Origin of the sequence: Megasphaera stantonii, assembly GCF_003367905.1 — a bacterium.
GTDB classification, from domain to species: Bacteria; Bacillota; Negativicutes; order Veillonellales; family Megasphaeraceae; genus Megasphaera; species Megasphaera stantonii.
In genome coordinates this window covers 2,620,714-2,643,338 of record NZ_CP029462.1, presented here as the reverse complement: position 1 = coordinate 2,643,338, position 22,625 = coordinate 2,620,714, and the positions used below count along the sequence as shown (strand labels likewise).

14 protein-coding genes and 1 tRNA gene are annotated in these 22,625 nt (G+C 52.0%); 2 read left to right on the top strand and 13 right to left on the bottom strand.

Annotation, left to right across the window (positions count from 1 at the left end; all coding sequences use genetic code 11):
- Nucleotide 1: 1 nt before the first annotated feature.
- The 3 genes from gnd to DKB62_RS12390 all read right to left on the bottom strand — a co-directional run bounded on the left by gnd (nucleotide 2) and on the right by DKB62_RS12390 (nucleotide 4,244).
- Nucleotides 2-1,414: a decarboxylating NADP(+)-dependent phosphogluconate dehydrogenase gene (gene gnd / locus DKB62_RS12400; protein ID WP_087477328.1), complete on the bottom strand. Its 1,413-nt coding sequence runs from the start codon at nucleotides 1,412-1,414 to the stop codon at nucleotides 2-4.
- A gap of 25 nt (nucleotides 1,415-1,439) precedes the next feature.
- Nucleotides 1,440-2,987, bottom strand: coding sequence for a gluconokinase (locus DKB62_RS12395; protein WP_107195555.1), 1,548 nt, complete (start codon nucleotides 2,985-2,987; stop codon nucleotides 1,440-1,442).
- Nucleotides 2,988-3,359: 372 nt separating this feature from the next.
- On the bottom strand, nucleotides 3,360-4,244 hold the full coding sequence (locus DKB62_RS12390) for an MBL fold metallo-hydrolase (protein WP_107195556.1): 885 nt from the start codon (nucleotides 4,242-4,244) through the stop codon (nucleotides 3,360-3,362).
- Nucleotides 4,245-4,578: 334 nt separating this feature from the next.
- Between DKB62_RS12390 and DKB62_RS12385 the strand changes: the two genes are divergently transcribed.
- Complete coding sequence (locus DKB62_RS12385) at nucleotides 4,579-4,848, top strand: type II toxin-antitoxin system RelB/DinJ family antitoxin (protein ID WP_107195557.1); 270 nt, start codon at nucleotides 4,579-4,581, stop codon at nucleotides 4,846-4,848.
- A complete protein-coding gene (locus DKB62_RS12380; RefSeq protein WP_107195558.1) occupies nucleotides 4,829-5,092 on the top strand; it encodes a Txe/YoeB family addiction module toxin in 264 nt (87 codons plus the stop codon). The genes DKB62_RS12385 and DKB62_RS12380 overlap by 20 nt, the downstream gene beginning before the upstream one ends.
- 262 nt (nucleotides 5,093-5,354) lie before the next feature.
- Here DKB62_RS12380 and DKB62_RS12375 read toward each other — a convergent pair.
- The 10 genes from DKB62_RS12375 to holA all read right to left on the bottom strand — a co-directional run bounded on the left by DKB62_RS12375 (nucleotide 5,355) and on the right by holA (nucleotide 22,624).
- A tRNA-Ser gene (locus DKB62_RS12375) sits at nucleotides 5,355-5,443 on the bottom strand.
- A gap of 88 nt (nucleotides 5,444-5,531) precedes the next feature.
- Nucleotides 5,532-6,155 (bottom strand): RNA polymerase sigma factor, encoded by a 624-nt coding sequence (locus tag DKB62_RS12370; RefSeq protein ID WP_107195559.1) that lies wholly within the window; start codon nucleotides 6,153-6,155, stop codon nucleotides 5,532-5,534.
- A gap of 118 nt (nucleotides 6,156-6,273) precedes the next feature.
- Nucleotides 6,274-12,882 carry an ESPR-type extended signal peptide-containing protein gene (locus tag DKB62_RS12365; protein ID WP_115759910.1) on the bottom strand — a complete coding sequence of 2,203 codons (6,609 nt, stop codon included), beginning with the start codon at nucleotides 12,880-12,882 and terminating at the stop codon, nucleotides 6,274-6,276.
- Entirely contained in the window at nucleotides 12,879-13,337 is a 459-nt protein-coding gene (locus DKB62_RS12360) for a hypothetical protein (protein WP_107196839.1), read from the bottom strand. Before DKB62_RS12360 ends, DKB62_RS12365 begins: the two co-directional genes overlap by 4 nt.
- 578 nt (nucleotides 13,338-13,915) lie before the next feature.
- Nucleotides 13,916-14,905 carry an IS30 family transposase gene (locus tag DKB62_RS12355; protein ID WP_107196804.1) on the bottom strand — a complete coding sequence of 330 codons (990 nt, stop codon included), beginning with the start codon at nucleotides 14,903-14,905 and terminating at the stop codon, nucleotides 13,916-13,918.
- 448 nt (nucleotides 14,906-15,353) lie between these two features.
- Nucleotides 15,354-15,905 carry a hypothetical protein gene (locus DKB62_RS12350; protein WP_107196680.1) on the bottom strand — a complete coding sequence of 184 codons (552 nt, stop codon included), beginning with the start codon at nucleotides 15,903-15,905 and terminating at the stop codon, nucleotides 15,354-15,356.
- Between the two features lie 64 nt (nucleotides 15,906-15,969).
- Nucleotides 15,970-16,323, bottom strand: a complete 354-nt coding sequence (locus tag DKB62_RS12345; RefSeq protein WP_107196679.1) for a YerC/YecD family TrpR-related protein — start codon at nucleotides 16,321-16,323, stop codon at nucleotides 15,970-15,972.
- A gap of 92 nt (nucleotides 16,324-16,415) precedes the next feature.
- Nucleotides 16,416-20,060, bottom strand: coding sequence for a PolC-type DNA polymerase III (locus DKB62_RS12340; protein WP_107196678.1), 3,645 nt, complete (start codon nucleotides 20,058-20,060; stop codon nucleotides 16,416-16,418).
- Between the two features lie 54 nt (nucleotides 20,061-20,114).
- Nucleotides 20,115-21,596, bottom strand: coding sequence for a VanW family protein (locus DKB62_RS12335; RefSeq protein WP_232818846.1), 1,482 nt, complete (start codon nucleotides 21,594-21,596; stop codon nucleotides 20,115-20,117).
- A gap of 2 nt (nucleotides 21,597-21,598) precedes the next feature.
- Entirely contained in the window at nucleotides 21,599-22,624 is a 1,026-nt protein-coding gene (gene holA / locus DKB62_RS12330; RefSeq protein ID WP_107196677.1) for a DNA polymerase III subunit delta, read from the bottom strand.
- Nucleotide 22,625: the final 1 nt, after the last annotated feature.

The window sequence follows — 22,625 nt, the reverse complement described above, 5'->3', positions numbered from 1 at the left end:
ATTATTTCGTATAATGTTCCTTCCACTGATGATGGAACGTACCTTCTTTATCTACGCGCTTAAACGTATGGGCGCCGAAGTAGTCGCGCAGGGCCTGAATGAGGTTGGCGCCGACGCGGGGGCTGCTGTAGGCGTCGATGTATTCCATGGCGTTGGCATAGGCCGGTACGGGAATGCCTTCGCTGACAGCCAGGCAAACGATCTTGCGCAGGCTGGCCTGGTTGGCGTTGATCTTGTCGAGGAAGAATTCGTCGAACATGAGGTTTTCCAGATTCGGGTTCTTTTCGTAGGCTTCGGTAATCTTGTTCAGGAACTCAGCCTGAATGATGCAGCCGGCCCGGAAAATAGACGCGATGCTGCCGTAGTCGAGGTTCCAGCCGTACGTTTCCGAGGCGCTGCGGTACAGCGAGAAGCCCTGGGCATAGGCGACGATTTTCGCCGTGTACAGGCTCTGGCGGACGGCTTCGATAAAGGCCTCCCCTTCCTGCTTCGTAAGAGCCGGCTTATGGATGACTTCCTGCGCCACCTTGCGGCCCGGCTGGTTGGACATGACGCGGGCGTTGCAGGCCGCCGTAATCATGGAAATATCTACGCCCTGCTTCATCGATTCGATGCTCGTCCAGCGGCCCGTGCCCTTCTGGCCGGCAGCGTCGACGATGTAGTCTACGACCTGTCCGCCTGCTTCGTCGTCTTCTGCGAAGATATCGGCGGCAATGCCGATGAGGAAGCTCTTGAGCTCGCCCTGATTCCATTGGTGGAAAATTTCCGAAATCTTGGCGTTGTCGTAGCCGCCGACGTATTTCAAGAGCAGGTACGCTTCGGAAATGAGCTGCATATCGGCGTATTCGATGCCGTTGTGGACCATCTTGACGTAATGGCCTGCACCGTCTTCGCCGATGTAGGTGCAGCACGGCTTGCCGTCGGCAGCCTTGGCGGCGATGGCTTCATAGACCGGCTGGATTTCCGGATACGTGTCCTTGTTGCCGCCGGGCATGATGGACGGGCCGCGGCGGGCGCCGTTTTCGCCGCCGGAAATGCCCATGCCGTAGAAGTGGATGCCTGCTTCGCTGCAGCGTTCGCAGCGGCGGCGCGTGTCGCCGAAGTACGAGTTGCCGCCGTCGATGATGATGTCGCCGGCATCGAGGATGGGAATAAGCTGTTCAATCATGCTGTCTACAGGCGCGCCAGCCATGATCATGAGCATGATCTTGCGGGGCTTTTTCAGGGAGCCGATAAATTCCTTCAAGTCGTAGTAGCCTTTGATGTTGTCATGAGGCCGTTCCGTTACAAATTTTTCCGTCAAGTCCGGCGTGTAGTTGTATACCGATACGGCAAAGCCGTGGTCGGCCATATTGAGGGCCAGATTGCTGCCCATGACAGCCATGCCTACGACGCCGATATCCCGTAATTCCATAATCATCTATCTCCTCTCTGCTTCCTTATATTTTCTTCTGATATTCCGTAATATCGGAAAATTCAGTCTGTAAGTTGTGATACAAGCGGACGAAAATGTCGTACAATTCGTCGTATACTTCGCGGTTTTCATCCTGCGGCGTGTAAATGCGGCGCGGATGGACGAGGTGAGCCGTATCGGCGATGCTCTTCATCTTGCCGCTGGAAATAAAGCCCAGTACGGCGGCGCCGAATGCCGCGCCTTCGCTGTTGTCCGGCAAGGTAATGGGCTGATTGAGGACATCCGACAGGATTTGAATCCACAATCTCGATTTCGTAAAGCTGCCGCTGACGCGGATGTCCTTCACCTCTCCGAATTCCTTCAAGGCCTGCATGACGCTGTTCAGGCTGTAGCAGATGCCCTCCATGACGGCCCGGATCATGTGGGATCGGCTGTGGTTGAGGGAGAAACCGAAGAACATGCCCCGCAGCTCCGAATTCCAGTACGGAGCCCGTTCGCCTGTAAAGTACGGCAGGCAGATGAGGCCGTCGGCGCCGGCGTCGACGTGTTCCGCCTTCATGGTCATGAGGTCGTACGGGTCGATGTCCAGGTTTTCCAGGGCGCTGCCGCCGTAATGGCAGATCTTGTCGCGGACCCAGCGGAGAATCATGCCGCCGTTGTTGATAGCGCCGCCGGCTACCCACATGTCGTCGGTCAGATTGTAGCACCACGTGCGCATCTGCGGGTCCGTCATCGGTTCCTTCGTCAGCATGCGCAGCGCGCCGCTCGTGCCAATGGTGCCGCTGAGCTGGCCCGGTTCGACTGCGCCGATGCCGACGTTGACCAATACGCCGTCCGTCGCGCCGATGACGACGGGAAGCCCCTTGGGCAGATGCATGGCTGCCGCCGCTTCGTCGGTCAGCGGATGGCTGTACGTCGTCGATACGACGGGAGGCATGTAGTCCTTCGTCACGCCGGCGTAAGCCAGGATTTCATCGTCCCAGTCCAGCGTATGCTCGTTGTACATGCCGCTCGTGCTGGCCGCCGACTTATCGATGACCCATTGGCCCGTCATGTTGTAGAAAATATAATCCTTTAAAGACCCTACGTACTTCATCTGCTTGAACAATTCCGGCTGATTTTCCCGCAGCCAGATGATCTTCGCCAGGGGATAGCAGGCGTGAATAGGGCAGCCTGTCCGTTCGTAGAAAGACCGGCACAGTTCGGGATTTTTCTTCATTTCCCGCACGATGCCCGTGCTGCGGCTGTCGGCCCAGGTCTGCATATCCATGAGCGGTTCCTTCATGTCGTCCAGACCGGCGAAGCTGTGCATCACCGTGCTCAGGGCTACGCCTGCCAGCTCCTTGTTCTTGTAGCGGAGCTGGTCCGCCGTCTTGCGCACGACCTGTTCGATAGCTTCATAAATTTGCAGCGGACTTTCTTCCGCCCAGTCCGGATGAGGCGTCAGCAGCGGATAAAACGCTTCGGAAGAGCAGACGTTCGTCCCTTCTTCCGTGTAGGCGATAGCCCGCACGCCTGTCGTCCCTACGTCGACGCCAATCCAAACTTCCTGATTTGCCGAATCCATTGGCATATGTCATCCCATCCTTTCAATACATTTCCCTTCGTCATGTAATAATGTAAGAATACTGTAAAACTTTGGTAAACCTTGTTTGTACCTTTATTATACTCATTCGTTAGTAAAATGCAATAGTCTTTTCATTTTATTTTTAATTTTATGATATATTTATATCATAAAAACCACCATACCTATGTGACGCTTACATAGTATATACGGGCTATCCAATTACAATAAGCCTTTTCCACGGTTGTGTTCGTGCACAGGATGATGAACAAGATTTTACGTGAAACTTTTCCCAAACAAACCTGCCTATCTGGCATATTTCTCTTACAAAAAAGACGCCTGCCTATGCAAGCGCCTTGTCGTCTTACTCTCATCTATGTTTTATACCGTTTTCCAGACCATCAAATGCTCCTCAAAAGAATAAGTCATCTCGCCCGTATCGCGGAGCCACGACAAATACGAGCGAATCGTGCTGCCTACCAGGACATACTGCTCTATCGTCATGACCAGCTGATACCGGTCAAATACCTTCCGCAGGATATGCTCGAATATCATCGGCTCCTGGCATAGCGACAGGAGATAATCCTTGATTTCATATATCTTATCCCGATTGGCCTGCACGAGCTTCTGCATGTCCTCCTTCGAGCCGGCCGCCGCGTGAGACGGCACAAAGACGTCCCCCTCCATAGCCTCTACGGCGTCGAGAGTCTTTAAATAGGCCGCTACGTCGTAAATGAAGGACACGGCGTATTTGTCGAGATTTTCTACGCTGCTGAGGCAGTCGGCCAGAAAGACCGTGTTGTCCGGCGTGCGGAATCCGACCATGTCGAAGAAATGGCCCGGCAAGGGAATCACTTCTATATCCTTAGGAAAATCGGCGTCGGAAAAGTCGACGGCGTCGCTGGCCGCCGCCAGCAAAAACTTGTGGCGCAAATCCTTGCAGGGATAGCCGCCGTACAAGAAGGACGTTTCCAAAATAGGATACTTCGTAAAGGCCGTTTCAATACCGCCGGTAAATACCTTGCATTTCCGCTGGCGCTGCAGATAATCGTTGCCGCCGATGTGATCGGCATTGGAATGGGTATTTAAAATCCCCTTCAACGTCCAGCCCTTTTCGTCGAGAAACTTGCGGATCTTCCGCCCTGCGTCCTTGTCGTTGCCGCTGTCAATCAAATACACGTCCGTCCCGCCGGCAACATACACGCCGATTTTCGCCGGACTCTCGATATAATAAGTCTTCTCGTTGACCTGCACCAATTCAAACATCCTGCATTCCTCCCTGCGCCGAATTTGTTATAATCAATATACATATAGATATTATACCATAAGATGAAATTTAATTAGAATATTCGGCATACAATGAGTGATACTCTTAAATTTTTATATCTTCATGAACCTAAAGCGTTTCATCGATAAAAATATACGTAAAAAATACAACGATTTTGTATTCAGCTGCAGCGGCAATAAGTATATCCATTTTTCTTGAAACATTGCATTCTGCAATACTTCTTCAAATAATCATCAAATACACTTTTTGCTAATTGTATTGATGTTGTATGGATATTGTATTAAAATATAAATAGAAAGGAGCGTGTTTACGATGGCACAAACTACAATCAGCGTCCGAATGGACGAATCCTTAAAAAAAGAATTTGACCGCATTTGCAATGATCTGGGACTTTCTATGACTACGGCTATTACCATGCTGGCAAAAAAAATGACAAGGGAAAAACGTATCCCCTTCGACGTGTCTATAGATCCCTTTTATTCTGAGAAAAACATGGCTCGACTTCGCCGTTCTATCGCGCAGATGGAAGCTACAGGCGGTATAATTCATGAGGTAATTACAGATGATCAAAGCATGGACTGATGAAGCCTGGGAAGATTTTGAATATTGGACAAAACAAGATAAGAAAACGCTGAAACGCATTTTACAACTTCTGAGAGATATAGACCGCAACGGATATGAAGGAATTGGCAAGCCGGAACGGTTAAGCGGCGATTTATCCGCTTATTGGAATCGTCGAATAGATGATTCCAACCGCATCGTATATCGCATAGATAAAGGCATAATAAAAATCGTCCAGTGTGGTTCTCATTATAGGGATAAATAGCAAATTTAATAATAATGCAACATAGTTTACACGCATATCAAAGAAACGGCCGCATGCAAAGACTTATTTTCTCATGCGGCTACTTTGTTAATTTTACCATATTTATGGAGAAGGCACCGGCGTAGAAAGCTATATGTCAAGCATCGATAATAGATTCTATTCAATGCCGTTTTTTTAGGCAGAAAAACAGCCGTAAAAGGCTCTTAAACGCAAAAAAGAACCGCACTGCCAAGCATTTCTGCTCGACAGCGCGGTTCTTGTCTGGCGGAGCGGGTGGGATTCGAACCCACGAGACCTTTCGGCCTAACTGATTTCGAGTCAGCCCCGTTATGACCACTTCGATACCGCTCCACGCAAATACTTTATTATAATATCATTTCAGGGGCTATTCGTCAATGATTTTTTCAAAAAAATATCGTCAAATTGTGTGGCCTGCCGCCTACAGCTGCCCGTCTGGACGCAGTGCTCCATAAACCTCGCCTTCTCCACCGCCGTAACAGCCCATAGCCTCATGAAATTTAGCCATAGCCGCCTTCGTCAGCTTATGAGCCTGCGACAGGGACAGGCCGCAGCGTTTGGCTACGTCGCCGTAGGTCAAGTCATGCTGGCAGCGCAAGCGGAGAAATCGCCGTTCTTCTTCCGTCAGATTGTTCAAGCACTTCCGCACCAGCTCCCGCACCTCGGACACCACAGCTTGTCGGTGCGGGTCCTGCTCGTCGCCGCCCATCAAGCCTAATGCCTCGGCGCTCTCGTCTATATGAAGAGCCGTCTCTATCTTCTCCATATAGGTCCTAAACCGCCGGCTCTCCTTCTTAAACACCCGGTCTACAGCCCGGCGGAAGGCCTTGTGAGCTTCGTCGCCGCAAGTTACGTCGAAGGCATGGACGCATTCCAAAATCGCCAGCTGGGCCACCGACACGGCCTCGTCCAGCGAATCGTAGCAATATCGGTGCCGCCGGGCGTACTTGCAAATCAAGGGCCGGAACTGCTGCAATATCAGCAAGACCGCCTCTTCCTCGCCTTTCTGAGCGCGTTCTATCCATTGGCATACGGTTTGATTCATGGGAAGTTCCTCCTTTAAATGAATAAAATGATAGAAAAAACGAGCCGAGGTTTCCCCCGACTCGTTTCTCTTGCCTTGTGTCAGCTATAAGCTATTCACAAAGCCTTTCCGTATGAAGTTAGTTAGCCCGTACGCGTTCGATCGTCGGGTTGCCATCCTTATCCTTCGCGACCGTGGCAATGTGGAAATATTCCAGCTCCGGCTTGAATTCTTCTACCAGACGGGAATCTACTTCCGCTCCGGCCTGAATCGCGTTCTGGATGATCTGGGCAAATTCATAACGGGTCATAGTGCGATCGCCCTTGAATTCGCCGTCGGGATAGCCCTTTACTAAGCCGCTTCTAGCCATGGCTGCGACAGCTTCGTAAGCCCAGTGGTTTTCCGGTACATCCGGGAACATCGTCGTCGTATCCGGTTCGGACTGAATGCCGACGAGAGCGTTGACCATAGCCGTCAATTTCTGAATCTGCGCATCCTGCTTAGCGACGACATCGCGCATAGCCTTGATTTCCTTGGCCATAGCGACGCGGGACGTAGTAACGCCGCTGCTGCCGGAGCCAATCTTGATGGACACGCCGGCGTTGACCATGTTGTCGTCATTGCCGACAGTGCCGCCGACACTGAACATAGTGTCTTCATTGGGACGATAGAATGCACCGAAGGCTACAGCACTTTCACCGCGGTAGTTGCCGTACCCAGCCGAGAAGTCCCACTTGTTGTCCGGGTCGAAATCAAGGGGATGGAGAGCTGCCAAGGCTGCAGCACCCGCGCCGACTTCATCAATGCGATTGCCCAGCTTATTGACTGCGCCGCCGAGAGTGCTGATGTTCTTCGCGTTAGCTTCGACATCTTGCTGTACGCCGTAGAGCTGGCTGCCGTTGACGGCGTCTTTCGACGTTTCGGAGATTTCTCCGTCAGCCACGCCGGTGATTTTGTTGTTGTTCATGTTCAGATCGCCTTTGATGCTAACGTTATTGTTAAACGTAGCTTCACCGTCGACTTTCAAATCGCCTTTCAGATGGGTATCGCCCGTAACGGTCAGATTATTATTAATAGTCGTCATATCTTCAGTCGTTACATTGTTGCCCCATTCACTCGGATCCGGATCACGCATCCCTTTTGGAGATTCCTGCGGTGCCGACAATACACTGTTCGTCATCATCGTTACATCCAAACTCATAGGAGCAATTTGCGACAAGGCGTTCAGCGCAGACAAGTTCGCTCCATCCAGCTGGTTAGCAACAGCAACCGCTTTTTCAAGGCTGTTCGTGTTAATTCCAGCTTCGTTAAATTTAGTAGTCAAGTTACCTATATTATTTGTATTATTAGTAACTTGTTTTTGAATATCTGCTAGCTGACCTTCCGTTGCTGCACGGTCTGCTACAACTTCATCAGCATTCCATTCTGTATTTTCAAGGCCGGTTACGCTCGGTGCAGTTACACTCCCGGTTTCGTTTACATGGAAGTTATTGTTGCCAGCCCATACTTCATTAGTCAGGACATTGCCGTCTTCCAGTGTGACACCGCCAATCATTGAATTGCCTTGAGCGATAATCGTACCATCTGTGCTGACATTGCCTTGGGCATCTACCTTAAAGGCATCATATCCTGCACTGATACCTTCCGGAGCTGTCACTACACCGTCCTGGAATCCTACGCCGTCAATGTTGCCGCCGCCGCTAGCCCAGATAGCTCCGTCTTCAGTTACCATGAACGTATTGTTGGAATTCGCAAATTCACTGGCTTCCATCTTGCCGCCAATGGTTACGTTATCCGTAATGTTTCCGGCTTCGTCTACGTCATACATCACTGCGCCTTCTGACAGCGTATCGAGATTGCCTTGAACATCAAGGAGTTGTCCTTCCGTTGCTGCACGGTCTGCTACAACTTCATCAGCATTCCATTCTGTATTTTCAAGGCCGGTTACGCTTGGTGCAGTTACACTCCCGGTTTCGTTTACATGGAAGTTATTGTTGCCAGCCCATACTTCATTAGTCAGGACATTGCCGTCTTCCAGTGTGACACCGCCAATCATTGAATTGCCTTGAGCGATAATCGTACCATCTGTGCTGACATTGCCTTGGGCATCTACCTTAAAGGCATCATATCCTGCACTGATACCTTCCGGAGCTGTCACTACACCGTCCTGGAATCCTACGCCGTCAATGTTGCCGCCGCCGCTAGCCCAGATAGCTCCGTCTTCAGTTACCATGAACGTATTGTTGGAATTCGCAAATTCACTGGCTCTCATCTTGCCGTCAATGGTTACGTTATCCGTAACGTTTCCGTCTTCGTCTACGTCATACATCACTGCGCCTTCTGACAGCGTATCGAGATTGCCTTGAACATCAAGGAGTTGTCCTTCCGTTGCTGCACGGTCTGCTACAACTTCATCAGCATTCCATTCTGTATTTTCAAGGCCGGTTACGCTTGGTGCAGTTACACTCCCGGTTTCGTTTACATGGAAGTTATTGTTGCCAGCCCATACTTCATTAGTCAGGACATTGCCGTCTTCCAGTGTGACACCGCCAATCATTGAATTGCCTTGAGCGATAATCGTACCATCTGTGCTGACATTGCCTTGGGCATCTACCTTAAAGGCATCATATCCTGCACTGATACCTTCCGGAGCTGTCACTACACCGTCCTGGAATCCTACGCCGTCAATGTTGCCGCCGCCGCTAGCCCAGATAGCTCCGTCTTCAGTTACCATGAACGTATTGTTGGAATTCGCAAATTCACTGGCTCTCATCTTGCCGTCAATGGTTACGTTATCCGTAACGTTTCCGTCTTCGTCTACGTCATACATCACTGCGCCTTCTGACAGCGTATCGAGATTGCCTTGAACATCAAGGAGTTGTCCTTCCGTTGCTGCACGGTCTGCTACAACTTCATCAGCATTCCATTCTGTATTTTCAAGGCCGGTTACGCTTGGTGCAGTTACACTCCCGGTTTCGTTTACATGGAAGTTATTGTTGCCAGCCCATACTTCATTAGTCAGGACATTGCCGTCTTCCAGTGTGACACCGCCAATCATTGAATTGCCTTGAGCGATAATCGTACCATCTGTGCTGACATTGCCTTGGGCATCTACCTTAAAGGCATCATATCCTGCACTGATACCTTCCGGAGCTGTCACTACACCGTCCTGGAATCCTACGCCGTCAATGTTGCCGCCGCCGCTAGCCCAGATAGCTCCGTCTTCAGTTACCATGAACGTATTGTTGGAATTCGCAAATTCACTGGCTCTCATCTTGCCGTCAATGGTTACGTTATCCGTAACGTTTCCGTCTTCGTCTACGTCATACATCACTGCGCCTTTTGCCAGCGTATCGAGATTGCCTTGAACATCGAGGAGTTGTCCTTCCGTTGCTGCACGGTCTGCTACAATATCTTCTGCATTGCCAGACCATTCTACATTCAAAAGACCTGTAATCGTGTTATGACCATCTGTATTAATCCGAACGTCTCCTGTTGTATAGGAATTAGCCGTTACATCACCAGTAGCTCCATCAACTTTGAACTTATTGCCTGCGGCTCCAAGGCTTCCTTTGATATCGGCATCAGCATTGATAATCGTCTGCCCTTGGATTACCATCGTGCCGTCAACTTCTGCATTACCGGCTTTATCTACGGTGAAAGCATAGGTTCCGTCGTCGTGTTTGCCGACAGAAAGACTTTCGTCAACAGTCACTTCGCCAGTCTTACCATTGACAACAAACTTGCCACTAGCTGCTTTCATACCGCCAGTGCCGTTGTAAATTCTGAAGGTTTCATTGCCAGCTTCGTCCTTAAGCATAAGTCCGCCGTCGCTTGTTACTCTGAACTGGCCGTCTACAGCGTCAATACTGCCGTCGCTGTTAAAGTTCGTATGGTCTTCTATAGTAGTATAGTGGCCGTTGTCAGTCGCCGTATGGGTAATGTGCTGTGTCTTCTTTTCCAGATCATCTACATAACCTTGAACAGTCGACAACTGACCTTCTGTTGCGGCACGATCTTCGTCTACAGGTGTTCCATCGTTCCATCTCGTATTAGAAAGACCTGTAATTTCATTTGAGCCGTTTTCGTTGATCTTGATATTTCCAGCCTGAATGCTTTCGTTCTTAATAAATACTCCGCCAATATCAGCCTTTTGGGCCGTTACTTTGCCGTCAGCTAATTTGACGTCGCCAATATTGCCGCTTTCCGCTTTGATATTCTTTACGTTGGAAATATTGCCTTCCGACAACCATACGTCGCCGATGTCTCCTTTGTCTGCCGTGACTTTGCCATCATCTAATTCGACATTGCCAATCGTTCCGCTTTCGGCCGTGATATTCTGCACGTGAGAAATGGTACCTTCCGACAGCCATACATCGCCGATATCGCCTTTTTCAGCCGTGACTTTGCCATCAGCCAATTTGACGTCGCCAATATTGCCGCTTTCCGCTTTGATATTCTTTACGTTGGAAATATTGCCTTCCGACAACCATACGTCGCCGATGTCTCCTTTGTCTGCCGTGACTTTGCCATCAGCCAATTTGACGTCGCCAATATTGCCGCTTTCCGCTTTGATATTCTTCACGTTGGAAATATTGCCTTCCGACAACCATACATCGCCAATATCGCCTTTTTCAGCTGTAACTTTGCCATTCTCGTCAGCAACAAACGTGCCGTTGACATTGCTGTAGGAATTAGCAATTACATCATGCGCCGTTACATCGCCGTTCGCCAACACTTGGAACGTCGTATTGCCGTCTTCATCGACGACCGACATCCCTTCTGATTTCACCGTTTCCGCATCTACATTGCCGTTGGCGTCTACACTGAAGCTGCCATCAGCATTCTGAATCGTGCCGCCCGTTACTGTCGTTGCTGTCACGGCATGCGCCGTTACGTCGCCGTTCGACAAGACTTGGAACGTCGTATTGCCGTCTTCGTCAACCACAGACATACCTTCGGATTTCACCGTTTCAGCGTCTACATTGCCATTGGCATCTACGCTGAAGCTATTATTGGTGTTGCGGATCGTTTCCCCGATGACGGTGCCGCCTGTTACTGTCGTTGCCGTTACATCATGAGCCGTTACATCGCCATTCGCCAAGACTTGGAATGTCGTATTGCCGTCTTCATCGACGACCGACATCCCTTCTGATTTCACCGTTTCCGCATCTACATTGCCGTTGGCGTCTACACTGAAGCTGCCATCAGCATTCTGAATCGTGCCGCCCGTTACTGTCGTCGCTGTCACGGCATGCGCCGTTACGTCGCCGTTCGACAAGACTTGGAACGTCGTATTGCCGTCTTCGTCAACCACAGACATACCTTCGGATTTCACCGTTTCAGCGTCTACATTGCCATTGGCATCTACGCTGAAGCTATTATTGGTGTTGCGGATCGTTTCCCCGATGACGGTGCCGCCTGTTACTGTCGTTGCCGTTACATCGCCATTCGCCAAGACTTGGAATGTCGTATTGCCGTCTTCATCGACGACCGACATCCCTTCTGATTTCACCGTTTCCGCATCTACATTGCCGTTGGCGTCTACACTGAAGCTGCCATCAGCATTCTGAATCGTGCCGCCCGTTACTGTCGTCGCTGTCACGGCATGCGCCGTTACGTCGCCGTTCGACAAGACTTGGAATGTCGTATTGCCGTCTTCGTCAACCACAGACATACCTTCGGATTTCACCGTTTCAGCGTCTACATTGCCGTTGGCATCTACGCTGAAGCTATTATTGGTGTTGCGGATCGTTTCCCCGATGACGGTGCCGCCTGTTACTGTCGTTGCCGTTACATCATGAGCCGTTACATCGCCATTCGCCAAGACTTGGAACGTTGTGTTTTCGTCTTCATCGACGACAGACATACCTTCGGATTTCACTGTTTCCGCATCCACGTTGCCGTTGGCATCTACACTAAAGCTACCATCGGTATTCTGGAACGAATTTGCCGTGACCTGTCCGCCAATAGTAACGTTATTCGTATAACCGCCTTGGCCGTCCGAATCGTATTTTACAGCAGCTTTGTTCAGTTCATTGAGATCGCCCTGAACTTGACCCAACTGGCCTTCTGTCGCCGCACGATCCGGAGTCTCCGTCGTTCCATCCCAAGTTGTATTGGTCAGGCCGGTAATGGTATTTTTTCCATCGGTATTGATCTTGACATTTCCGGCCTGAACGCCGCCATTCTGTATAATTACGTCGCCCTGTTCCGACTTCACTGTAACGCTTCCCGTCGTACGAACGTTACCGTCGTTATCGACATGGAAGCCCGTGTTGTCGTCCTTGCCGCCGACCCACAGGCCGTCTTTGCTCAACGTGTTATGGGTACCTTTCGTATTGCTGGCGTAGAATCCGTCTTCGTTGACCACCGTATATTGGTCAGCCGCACCTGTCATGCCACCGTCTTCGCCAGTCTGCGTGTCGTTGTCAACGGCCTGTTCACCGTCTTTTGCGGCAGTCGGCACCGCAGTCGGTGCTTCAACCAGTTTTACCACCGGCGACGAAGTTTCGTCGTTGTGAACGGTGCTGTTCAATTGTTCATAATACAGCTCTTCGAGCGTTGGATCAGCTGCTTGAGCCGGCACAGCGCATATCCCTGTCGTCAATATCAATGCAGCCAATACAGCTGCAGCGCTCCGGCCTGCGCGGCTCGTTGTACTCTTCGTGCAGCTGTGGGCAAATTCTGATGTTACGACGTACTGATGTTTCACTTTACTCCAAATAACCTTGTAAATCTTATTCATACTGTACTCCTCCTTATGGCAGTATTGCCTTTGATATGTAATGTGTTTTTATTTCTATGGAGGGAAAACCACTTTTCCCGACAAGCCTGGCTGCAGAAGGTCGTCCGTTTATCTTTCGGCTCCGTCACTTCTACGAAGGTTCCGCAGTTGCGGCATTGGAAGGCTCTCCGGATGACGACGGAGCTGACCTTCTTGGAATGCTTCCAGTACAGGCGCTCGCAGTGGGCTGAACAGAACTTGATGCGCCGGTCCGTCGGCTCGGTCACCCGCACCAGCTTGCCGCATTTCAGGCAGCGGAAGGTGCGCAGGGCTTCCTTCTTCCGCGACGAACGGACATGATTGTTCGCGCCGTGCCGGTGGGCGTAGCGGCGGCAGTAGGAACTGCAGTATTTCTGCGTGACGCGGTCGGCTGTAAATTCCCGGCCGCACACGGCGCATACAGCCTGCCGCTTCATCGGTATCCCCCGCTATCTCCAGCAGCCATATACCGCGCCGTCCCTATACAGGCACGCAAAAAAGACAGCATACGCCTATGCTGCCTAAAAAACACATTATATATAACAGGGCACACGTATCCCCGGATGTTGTCAGTTACAATAAGGGCATGAGAAACAGAGGAGTACGTCTTATCACTACGGTACCCCCCCCCCCGTATTAATATTCATATTCATACGGTTTGATACGGTATTCCTGTATGTCAAACGGTTCCAGCCAGAGATCATGTCACTCACCTCCTCTTATGAGTTTTAGTTTATCATATATGATAGTAAATTACAATATCCCCTGATACATTAAATATATGATATGCAATACGGTATATTTTAATTTTTTTATGAATACATTATTCTATCTATGATTAAAACTCATCATAGATAATGGTAAAATCAGTTTAGGTAAGATGAGATCACTATCTCTTGTTTTTATTTGTGTGAATATAAATTCAGTAATTATAATTATTTTATCTATTTTCAATCCACCCCATATGATATTGCACGGGTGGGCATATTTGCGTCGTTTTTTCACCGGCGAATTGTCAAGCTAAGTGCAACTTTTTAGAGTAATGTACTTCGTATGGCGTTTTGTATCCTAAACATTTTCGGGGACGGCGATTTAGTTCTGCAAAAACAGCTTGCACATAGGCTTCTGGAACGAGTGTGATGTCCGTCCCTTTCGGGAAATACTCTCGGACTAGGCCATTGGTATTTTCGTTGCTTCCCCGCTGCCAGGGCTGATGCGGCGGCGGGAAATAAAACGGCACGCCGTTCAAGGCCTCCGTGACAGCGGCATGATGGGCGAACTCTTTTCCTCTGTCCGGCGTAAGGCTTTTTACAGGTTGCCCTTGCAGTACCTGAAGCAATACCGTATTGACGGCTTGTGCTGTCTTTTTGGCTGCTTTGCCTCCTACCAGATACCGGCTCTTTCTATCTACCAACGTAACCAGACAGGCTTTTCCTGTCTTTCCTGCTATGGTATCACATTCCCAATGTCCTCGCCGGGAGCGGTTAGCGGCTCCTGCTGGCCGTTCCGAAATATCGTGAGAGATGGGAATAGAACCCCGTCGTTCCTGATATTGCCGGGTATGCCGGGATTTTCCATGATGCCGCAAGCGGCGGACCGCACCGCGGGACCCATGGGAGGACGACGTTTCATCAAACATACCGGCATATATGGCGCGGTAAATCGTTGCATAGCTAAGGAGTGCCTTCTGATGTTCCAGCTGCAAGCGTCCGGCAATTTCTTCTGGGGACCAATGATGCACCAGGAAGAGATTTTTAACCAATGCGAATAGCTCGGCATTCTCTAACCGCTTGTGAGGCTTGCATGCCTTACGGCGGCGGGCATACTGTTGTTGTGCGGTGATGGGCAGATACTTGCCGTTCACTGTATTTCTGCGTAGTTCCCGTGAGATCGTGGATTTATCTCGGCCGAGGGCCGCCGCAATTCGAGAGATAGAATAGGACTGCGCGCGAAAAAAGAGTAGATTTTCTCGTTCAGATAGAGTAAGATGATGATAGTGGCACATAGGTTTCCTCCGAGATATAGATTTTGTTTGGTAGCATTATTATATCAGAAACCTATGTGTCATTTTTTATAGGTGTTGCACTTGTATTGTAAATTCGCCCCAAATAAACCGCACATTTCTTTACCTTGTTAAAGCGAGAAATCAGGTAATTTATGTCATGACAACAGATATACTCCACAATATATCTCCTGGGACAGTATAGTCTGCTTTCTTCAACGTAGAAGTAATATGCATACGACTTGCATCTATCGCTTCTTCCTTTATCCATCTAATGGACAAATCCCCATCATTTCTTGACTAGGGCGAACAAAAGATAATTACCATCAAAGGCGTACAAAAAAAGCAGGCTGAAAATTCATCTTCAACCTGCTTTATCTATGCCGATTTGTTTGTTGCTTTTGCCGTTCAGAAAGTTTTTATCCTTTTCTCTAGGATCCTTGCTCCGCCCCTACTGCCTCCACGAACCGATGGTTTCCATAATAGCGGCCGTGCCAGCGTTCAAGTGCGGGAAGCGAGTGAAGCCTGTCACTCGTTCGATGAAGGTCATGTACTCGTCTACTGCGTCTTCTATCGTCTGCAGGAGGCTGCCGTCGACATGCTCCAGCAGGGCCAAATCGGCCTGCTCATATCGTCCTGTAAAGGTCAGGAGACGGGCCGCATCGTAAGTAATGCCGCGAAAGGGCGGCAGGCAGGCCAGCTGCGTCAGGTACCGGCATTTATCGCTCAACTTCGGCAGTCCGACCGGTTCGGCGCCCGCCGCTGCGGCCGCCTCCTTGAGCCACCTGTCGACGACGCCTTCCAAAAAAGTAAAGAGCGTCAGCAAGGCGGCCCGTTCGTACCGTCTGGCAAAGAAATCTCCTTTCGCCGAGTCTTTTTCGTGATGCCGCCGTGCTCGTTCTTTAAAGGCCTTGTAGTCCTTCCACAGCTCCTCGTACACCGAGGCCTGCAATATGTCGACGTCACCGTTTTGAAAGACCGTGACGTTGATCTTCGCTTTCATTCGTCATTCATCCTTTCCATAGAAAAAGCTCCCGCCCAAACGGGAGCCTTTCTGATGTATCGTATTATGCGTCCTGCCCGTGACCATGCTTTCGGTTGGACGTCGTCTTTAAAAATTCCGGGTCGTGCTCGGCCATGCGGGTCAGGATTTTTTCATAGCCGCCGCTGCCGTACATGAGGCAGCGCTTGATGCGGCTGATCGTCGCCGTGCTGGCGCCGGTCTTCTTGACGATGTCTTCGTAAATATCGCCGGCCTTGAGCATGCGGGCGACTTCGAGGCGGGCCGCAATAGCCTTCATTTCCTGCACCGTGCATATATCTTCAAAAAATTCGTAGCATTCGTCTAAATTTTTCAGCTGCAATATCGCCGAAAACAGCTGGTCGTGAAGATAATCCTTCAACTTTTCATTGGCGCTCATGGGCAGGTCATCTCCTTCTCTGCTTTTATCCTTTAGCGTATAAAACTCACACTTAATTATAAAACAGTTTGGGCAGAATGTCGAGAAAAACCTTACATGGCGAACAAATCAATCTGCTCGTCTTCGGGAAGGTCGCCCAGGCAGCCTTCTTCGGCCATGAGCTCCAGCGCCGGCTGGGGCACCTTGCCGCGGATCTTAAGGTCGGCCTTGGAGCTGAAGGGCGCTTCGCTGCGGGCCGATACGATCTGCTCGGCTACGCTGACGCCCAGGCCGTCGATGGCCGTAAAGGGCGGCAGGATCTTGCCTTCGCAGATGGTAAAGCGCGTGGCGTCGGAGCGGCTGATATCGACGTTCATAAAGGAGTAGCCCCGCAGGCTCATTTCTACGGCCAGCTCCAGGGACGAATACAAGTCCATGTCGATTTTCGTAGCGCTCTTGCCCTTGGCCAGAATGTCCTTCATGGCCTGCCGCTGCCCTTCCAGGCCGTGTATCATAGCCGACAGCTTGAAGGCCTTGGCGCGGATCGTAAAGAAGGCCGCGTAATAGGCCAAGGGGTAATTGATTTTAAACCAGGCGATGCGGAAGGCCATCATGACGTAGGCTACGGCGTGGGCTCTCGGGAAGAGGTAGCCGATTTTGTGGCACGAATCAATAAACCACTGGGGAATGTGGCCTTCCTTGAGTTCTTCTTCGTAATTGGACGTCTTCTGGCCCAGCTTGTTGAGCTTGTCGATGCCCTTGCCCTTACGGACGTTTTCCATGACCTTAAAGCTCGTCTTGGGCTTGATGCCGTGCTGAATGAGATAGTTCATGATGTCGTCACGGGTGGAAATGGCTTCCTTCAGCTGCACCGTACCGGACGTGATGAGGTCCTGGGCGTTGTTCAGCCATACGTCCGTACCGTGGGAAAAGCCGGATATGCGCACCAATTCCGAGAAGGTCTTGGGCTTGGTGTCGACGAGCATCTTGCGGACGAAGGATGTGCCGAATTCGGGAATGCCCAGGCTGCCGACTTTGGAGCCCAGCTCTTCTTCCGTCACGCCTAAGGCCTTGGGCGTGCTGAACAGGCTCATCGTCGCCGGGTCGTCGAAGGGAATGGTCTTGGCGTCGACGCCGGTCATGTCTTCGAGCATGCGGATAACCGTCGGATCATCATGGCCGAGTATATCCAGTTTTACCAGACGGCCTTCGATGGAGTGATAGTCGAAGTGGGTCGTAATGATGCCGCTGTCCTTCTTGTTAGCCGGGTACTGGACAGGCGTAAAGTGATGGACGTCCATGTCGCGGGGGATAACCATGACCCCGCCGGGATGCTGGCCCGTCGTACTCTTGACGCCGGTGCAGCCGCTGACCAGGCTGTTGACGTAGGCGTCGTTGACCTGCATGCCCCGGGCGGCGGCCCATTTCATGACGTAGCCGTAGGCCGTCTTATCCTTGACGGCGCCGATGGTGCCGGCGCGGAATACATTGTCCTTGCCGAACAGTTCTTCCGTGTATTTATGGGCCTTCGGATGGTATTCGCCAGAGAAATTCAAGTCGATATCGGGTACCTTGTCGCCGTCGAAGCCCAGGAAAATCGCGAAGGGGATGTTGTGGCCGTCCTTATGCAGCTCTGCGCCGCACTTCGGGCATTTCTTATCGGGCAGGTCGAAGCCGCCGCCGACTTCCCCCTTCGTAAAGAACTCGCTCCACTGGCAGTTCGGGCAAACGTAATGAGGCGGCAAGGGATTGACTTCCGTAATGTCGGACATGGTCGCCACGAAGGACGAGCCGACGGACCCACGGGAGCCTACGAGGTAGCCGTCGTCATTGGAATGCTTAACGAGCTTATGGGCGATGTAATAGAGCACGCCGAAGCCGTGGCCCAGGATAGACGTAAATTCTTCGATGAGCCGGTCCTCGACGATTTGCGGCAAGGGATCGCCGTAAATCTTATGGGCCTTTTCATAGCACATGTTCTTCAGGGCCTCCGACGAGCCGGCAATCTGCGGGAAGTACAGCGTTTCCTTCGGCACGGGGCGCACGTCTTCAATCATTTCATTGACCTTGTTGGGATTGGTAATGACGACTTCGCGAGCCCGTTCTTCGCCGAGGTAAGCGAATTCTTCCAGCATTTCGTCGGTCGTGCGCAGGTACAGGTCGGGCTGGAACTGGGCGTCCTTAAAGCCCTTGCCGGTCATGAGGATTTCCCGGTATATCTTGTCTTCCGGGTTGAGGAAGTGGGCGTCGCACGTCGCGACAGTCATCTTGCCCAGCTCGTCGCCGATGCGCAGGATCGTGCGGTTGATGTCCCGCAGGCCTTCGTCGTCAGGCACGTAGCCCTCGCGGACGAGGAAGCTGTTGTTCGTCAAAGGCTGGATTTCCAAATAGTCGTAGTAATCGGCAATTTTCTTCAGTTCTTCATAGGGCAGCTTTTTCTGCACCATAGAACGGACCAACTCGCCGGCTTCGCAGGCCGAGCCGAGGATGAGCCCTTCGCGGTACTCGTTCAGGACGGCCCGGGGAATACGGGGACGGCCGCGGTAGATGTATTTCAAATGGGAAATACTGACCAGCTTGTACAGGTTGCGGATGCCGACCTGATTCTTCGCCAAGATGATGATGTGGTAGGACTGGTCAATTTTTTCGTCGAACAGGTATCCTTCCATACCGTAAATGACCTTGATATTGTTCGTCTTATCCGTCGACAGCTCCTGCAGGAGCGGGAAGGACTGGACGACGCCGTGGTCTGTGACGGCGATGGCCGGGTGGCCCCATTTTTTGATAGTCTTAATGAGCTGCTTGACCGTAATCAAGGCGTCCATGTCGCTCATGACCGTATGGAGGTGGAGCTCGACGCGCGGCGTCGGATTGTTGTCTTCCCGTTCGACCGTAACGCCTTCGTCGTCGGCCATGATGTCGTTGGCGTTGAAAACGTAGTCGTTGACGTACGTATCGTATACGACGTCGCCGCGCATGCGGACGTAGGCCCCTACCTTCATGCGCTGGGAAAAGGTCGCGTACTCGTCGGCAGACATGGCGTTTTTCTGACGGAACTTGCCGCCGCCGTTTCCGACAGTCAAAAACTGACGGGCCGAGATGCCGTTCGTCGAGTCGGCAATCTGGAAGGACAAGAGGATGCGCTTCGATTTCAGCTCGCGGAATTCAAGCTTGACGATTTTCCCCTTGATGATGACGTTATTTCGTTCTTCGCCGAGGATTTCCGTAATAGGCGTCACGTCGCCGCCAAAGGCCTTGCCGTACCAGACGCGGCTGTTGCCGCCGTCGGCGGATGCGCTGGCTCCCCCTCCTGCCGGAGCCGACGAGCTGCGGGAGCTTCCGCCGTCGCAGGCGGCCTTGCAGGCCTTTTTATAGTCTTCGTCAAACAGCTCGGCGTCTTCTTCATACAGGCTGTCGTAGCAGTCCTCATGAGGAATATCGTAACCGTCCAGATCGTCCGTATAGACATTGGCTACGCTGCGCAGTCCTTCGTCGTCGCCAGCCGCCGCTAAGGGCAGGTCGCCGCCGTGGTGAATCGCCATGACCTGGTGCACGACGTCTACCTTCCCGGTTAAATCCAGGCGGCTGCATACCTTGCGCCGCAGCAGCGTCATATCCGCCACGGCCCGGTCCGACTGGGTACGGACCTGCCAGGCATGTTCGGCCGGCGAAACACAGATTTCTTCGACGCATACCGTATGATCCGCGTCGAGGGATATGAGTAGCTCTTGCTTAGGGACAATATGCCATACTTTCATCAATCGTATATCCTTTCAGAAATATCGGGGTCAGCCCTGCCGGCAGGCAGCCGGCTAAAAGGCAAACATATCGTGAGGCGCGTTGATGAGCACGTCCTGAGGCTGCAGGTCCGACGTCTGGACGACCGTTTCCGACGCCGGCCCATTGGTGACGATGATCTCATCGTTCGGCGCGTAATGTGATTCTATCGTATCGGTGTATTTGTCGCCGTCCGTATAGTTGACGGTGCGGCGGATGACGATATCGTGGCCGTCGTAGCCGACCTGCTCGCAGACGTCGGAAGTAACGGCGTCGTTGTGCTTACGGATGACCTTGTGGGGCAGGTTCTGCAAGTGAATCGTCTGGAAGGTCGTCGTACACGTATCAGCGTGGTTGCCCAGGATGTACGTCGTCACCGTATTGGCGCCGGCAACGGTGTAAATATACACGGGATGCTGGAAGGGATTGGTAAAAGCGAAATCCAGCGAATTGTCGGCTACAGTCGCGTCCATGCCGACGGGCACGTAAGCAGCCGGGGCAAAATGGGGCGCCCGGCCGGCGATGAACAAGCCGGCCCGCAGGACGGCATTGAACAGAGTCGTGCTGACCTGGCAGACGCCGCCGCCGGCATCGGGGACGAGCTTGTTGTCAAAGTATACCGGCGCGTCCTTGTATCCCTTGTCGCGGGTCCGCGTGCCAACGTAGCCGTTGAAGGAGAAATCCTTTTGGGCCGGTACGAGAGCATGATTGAGCCGCTTCTGGGCAATGGCGATATTTTCATTCCGATCCTTGTTGGAGTCGTCAAAGTGGGTCGTATAATAGGACAACACTGTGTCGATATCCTTTAAATCCCCTTCCTTAACGGCCGCTTCCTCCCGCGACTGGACTGGCGCTTCCATGTCCTCCGTAACGCCGCGGTCCAGCTGGTCGTAAATCTGCTGTTTCAGCCCGGCATCATCGAGGACGATGCGATCCTTTTCCTTGTGGATGGACACGGTCTTGTTGTCGCTGTTGGGCACGGCACAGGCGTTTTCCGGCGCCTTGTCATAGACATCGTGGATCTGCTGAATTCGTTCGTCCAGCTTTCCTTCGTCTACCTTGAGGGACAGGGGCACGTCTTTCCCGAACCGCAGCGTCGCGACGACGTCGTTCAGGCGCTGCCACGGCGTGCCGCGGCGGCCGACGAGATACACGTCATTAAAGATTTTTTCCTTGTCGAATTGCAGCTCCAAGTCGTCGAAGTCGATCGTCTCGTCTATGTCTTCGCCGGTCAGGCGAATCGTCCGGCCCTTGAGCTCCCCTTCCTTATCTTCTACATACTGGCGCGCCTGTTCCTCCGTCCAGTCCCGCACGGGCTGGCCGTCGAGGGTCACCCGGTCCGCTGCCGCGCTCTGGGCGGCCAAAAATCCGGCGAAGGCCAGGATGCAAAGAGCGGCGACGGCGCCGATTGCCTTCTTCCACGGCCGCCGTTTCTCGACGATGCCGTGCTTTTCCCGATAGCGGCGGCGATAGTCCTTCATGCGCTCTTTGCGCGCCTTCTTTTCTTCATCATCCAACGTTAAACCCTGCCTTTAGTTCGGCAATACAGGCAGATCAGCGGCCCGATGTCGTCTATCGCCGCCGTGCCTCTGCGAATATTGCGCTGTAATGTAAATATATTGGTAATCAATTCCTGTAACTCTCTTATTGTCCAATAGGGCGCGGCTTTTTGCAAGTGATATAACACATATTTTACACTTCTGCCCTTATTGATCTGCGTCATGATGGATTCGCACTGGCGCTGGCCCATGCCGGCTTCTTTCAATTCCTTATATGCCAGAAGCAGGCGCAGGCGGGATATCATATAGCCCACGTTCTTCAGGAACAAGTCCTGCCGCGAGAACAGCCCTTCCAAAAAAGGCACGACGTGCCGGCCGTCGCGGCGCAGGAAATAGTCCATAAAGGTAAACAAGTTTTTCTCCATCGTCCCGGCGAACAAGTCCGCTACGTCGGCTTCATCGACGCTGCGCCGGCTGTCATCCAGGGAAATGCACAGCTTTTCCAGCTCGGAAAAGACGTACAGGAGGGAAATCTCGCCCCAGGTCTGAAACAATCCGCGCAGGTACTGCTCGGCCCGCAAGGTCAGCTTCTTCCCACGGCCTTCCAGGAAATCGCAGACGTAGGGCATGACGTTTTTCTCCGTCACGGCCTCACCTGCGACGACGTCGGCCATAGGGCGCAGCTCCTTGAAAAAGGCGCAGCCCGTGTCTATGTTTCCCTTGGTATAAAACAGGACGCCGTTTTCATCGGACAGGGTCCGCAGCTTTTCCAAAAACCACATCTCTTCCTTGGACAGCTTGCTGCGCGACCGGCCGCCGCGCTTTATCGGCAGGAAGGGGCACTCGGTCCATACGACGACGCTGCCGCCGCCGAACAGGCTCGTCCCTTCAAAGGCCTCGACGACCGACGCCGCAGGGGCGTCCTTTTTGAACTGCCGCACCGCCGCGTCGCCGCCGGCCCGCTGTTGGCAGTCGGCAACGAAACGCCGCCGGGCCTGCTCCATCAAATATTCTTCTGTTCCATATATCACTGCTATTGGTTTCATC

What these genes read in the sequence shown, in the direction of transcription:
- DKB62_RS12395 (WP_107195555.1), bottom strand. Translation starts at nt 2,987, where the DNA reads ATGCCAATGGATTCGGCAAATCAGGAAGTTTGGATTGGCGTCGACGTA.
- DKB62_RS12360 (WP_107196839.1), bottom strand. Translation starts at nt 13,337, where the DNA reads ATGAAGCGGCAGGCTGTATGCGCCGTGTGCGGCCGGGAATTTACAGCC.
- holA (WP_107196677.1), bottom strand. Translation starts at nt 22,624, where the DNA reads ATGAAACCAATAGCAGTGATATATGGAACAGAAGAATATTTGATGGAG.
- DKB62_RS12390 (WP_107195556.1), bottom strand. Translation starts at nt 4,244, where the DNA reads ATGTTTGAATTGGTGCAGGTCAACGAGAAGACTTATTATATCGAGAGT.
- DKB62_RS12340 (WP_107196678.1), bottom strand. Translation starts at nt 20,060, where the DNA reads ATGAAAGTATGGCATATTGTCCCTAAGCAAGAGCTACTCATATCCCTC.
- DKB62_RS12385 (WP_107195557.1), top strand. Translation starts at nt 4,579, where the DNA reads ATGGCACAAACTACAATCAGCGTCCGAATGGACGAATCCTTAAAAAAA.
- DKB62_RS12345 (WP_107196679.1), bottom strand. Translation starts at nt 16,323, where the DNA reads ATGAGCGCCAATGAAAAGTTGAAGGATTATCTTCACGACCAGCTGTTT.
- gnd (WP_087477328.1), bottom strand. Translation starts at nt 1,414, where the DNA reads ATGGAATTACGGGATATCGGCGTCGTAGGCATGGCTGTCATGGGCAGC.
- DKB62_RS12365 (WP_115759910.1), bottom strand. Translation starts at nt 12,882, where the DNA reads ATGAATAAGATTTACAAGGTTATTTGGAGTAAAGTGAAACATCAGTAC.
- DKB62_RS12380 (WP_107195558.1), top strand. Translation starts at nt 4,829, where the DNA reads ATGATCAAAGCATGGACTGATGAAGCCTGGGAAGATTTTGAATATTGG.
- DKB62_RS12350 (WP_107196680.1), bottom strand. Translation starts at nt 15,905, where the DNA reads ATGAAAGCGAAGATCAACGTCACGGTCTTTCAAAACGGTGACGTCGAC.
- DKB62_RS12355 (WP_107196804.1), bottom strand. Translation starts at nt 14,905, where the DNA reads ATGTGCCACTATCATCATCTTACTCTATCTGAACGAGAAAATCTACTC.
- DKB62_RS12370 (WP_107195559.1), bottom strand. Translation starts at nt 6,155, where the DNA reads ATGAATCAAACCGTATGCCAATGGATAGAACGCGCTCAGAAAGGCGAG.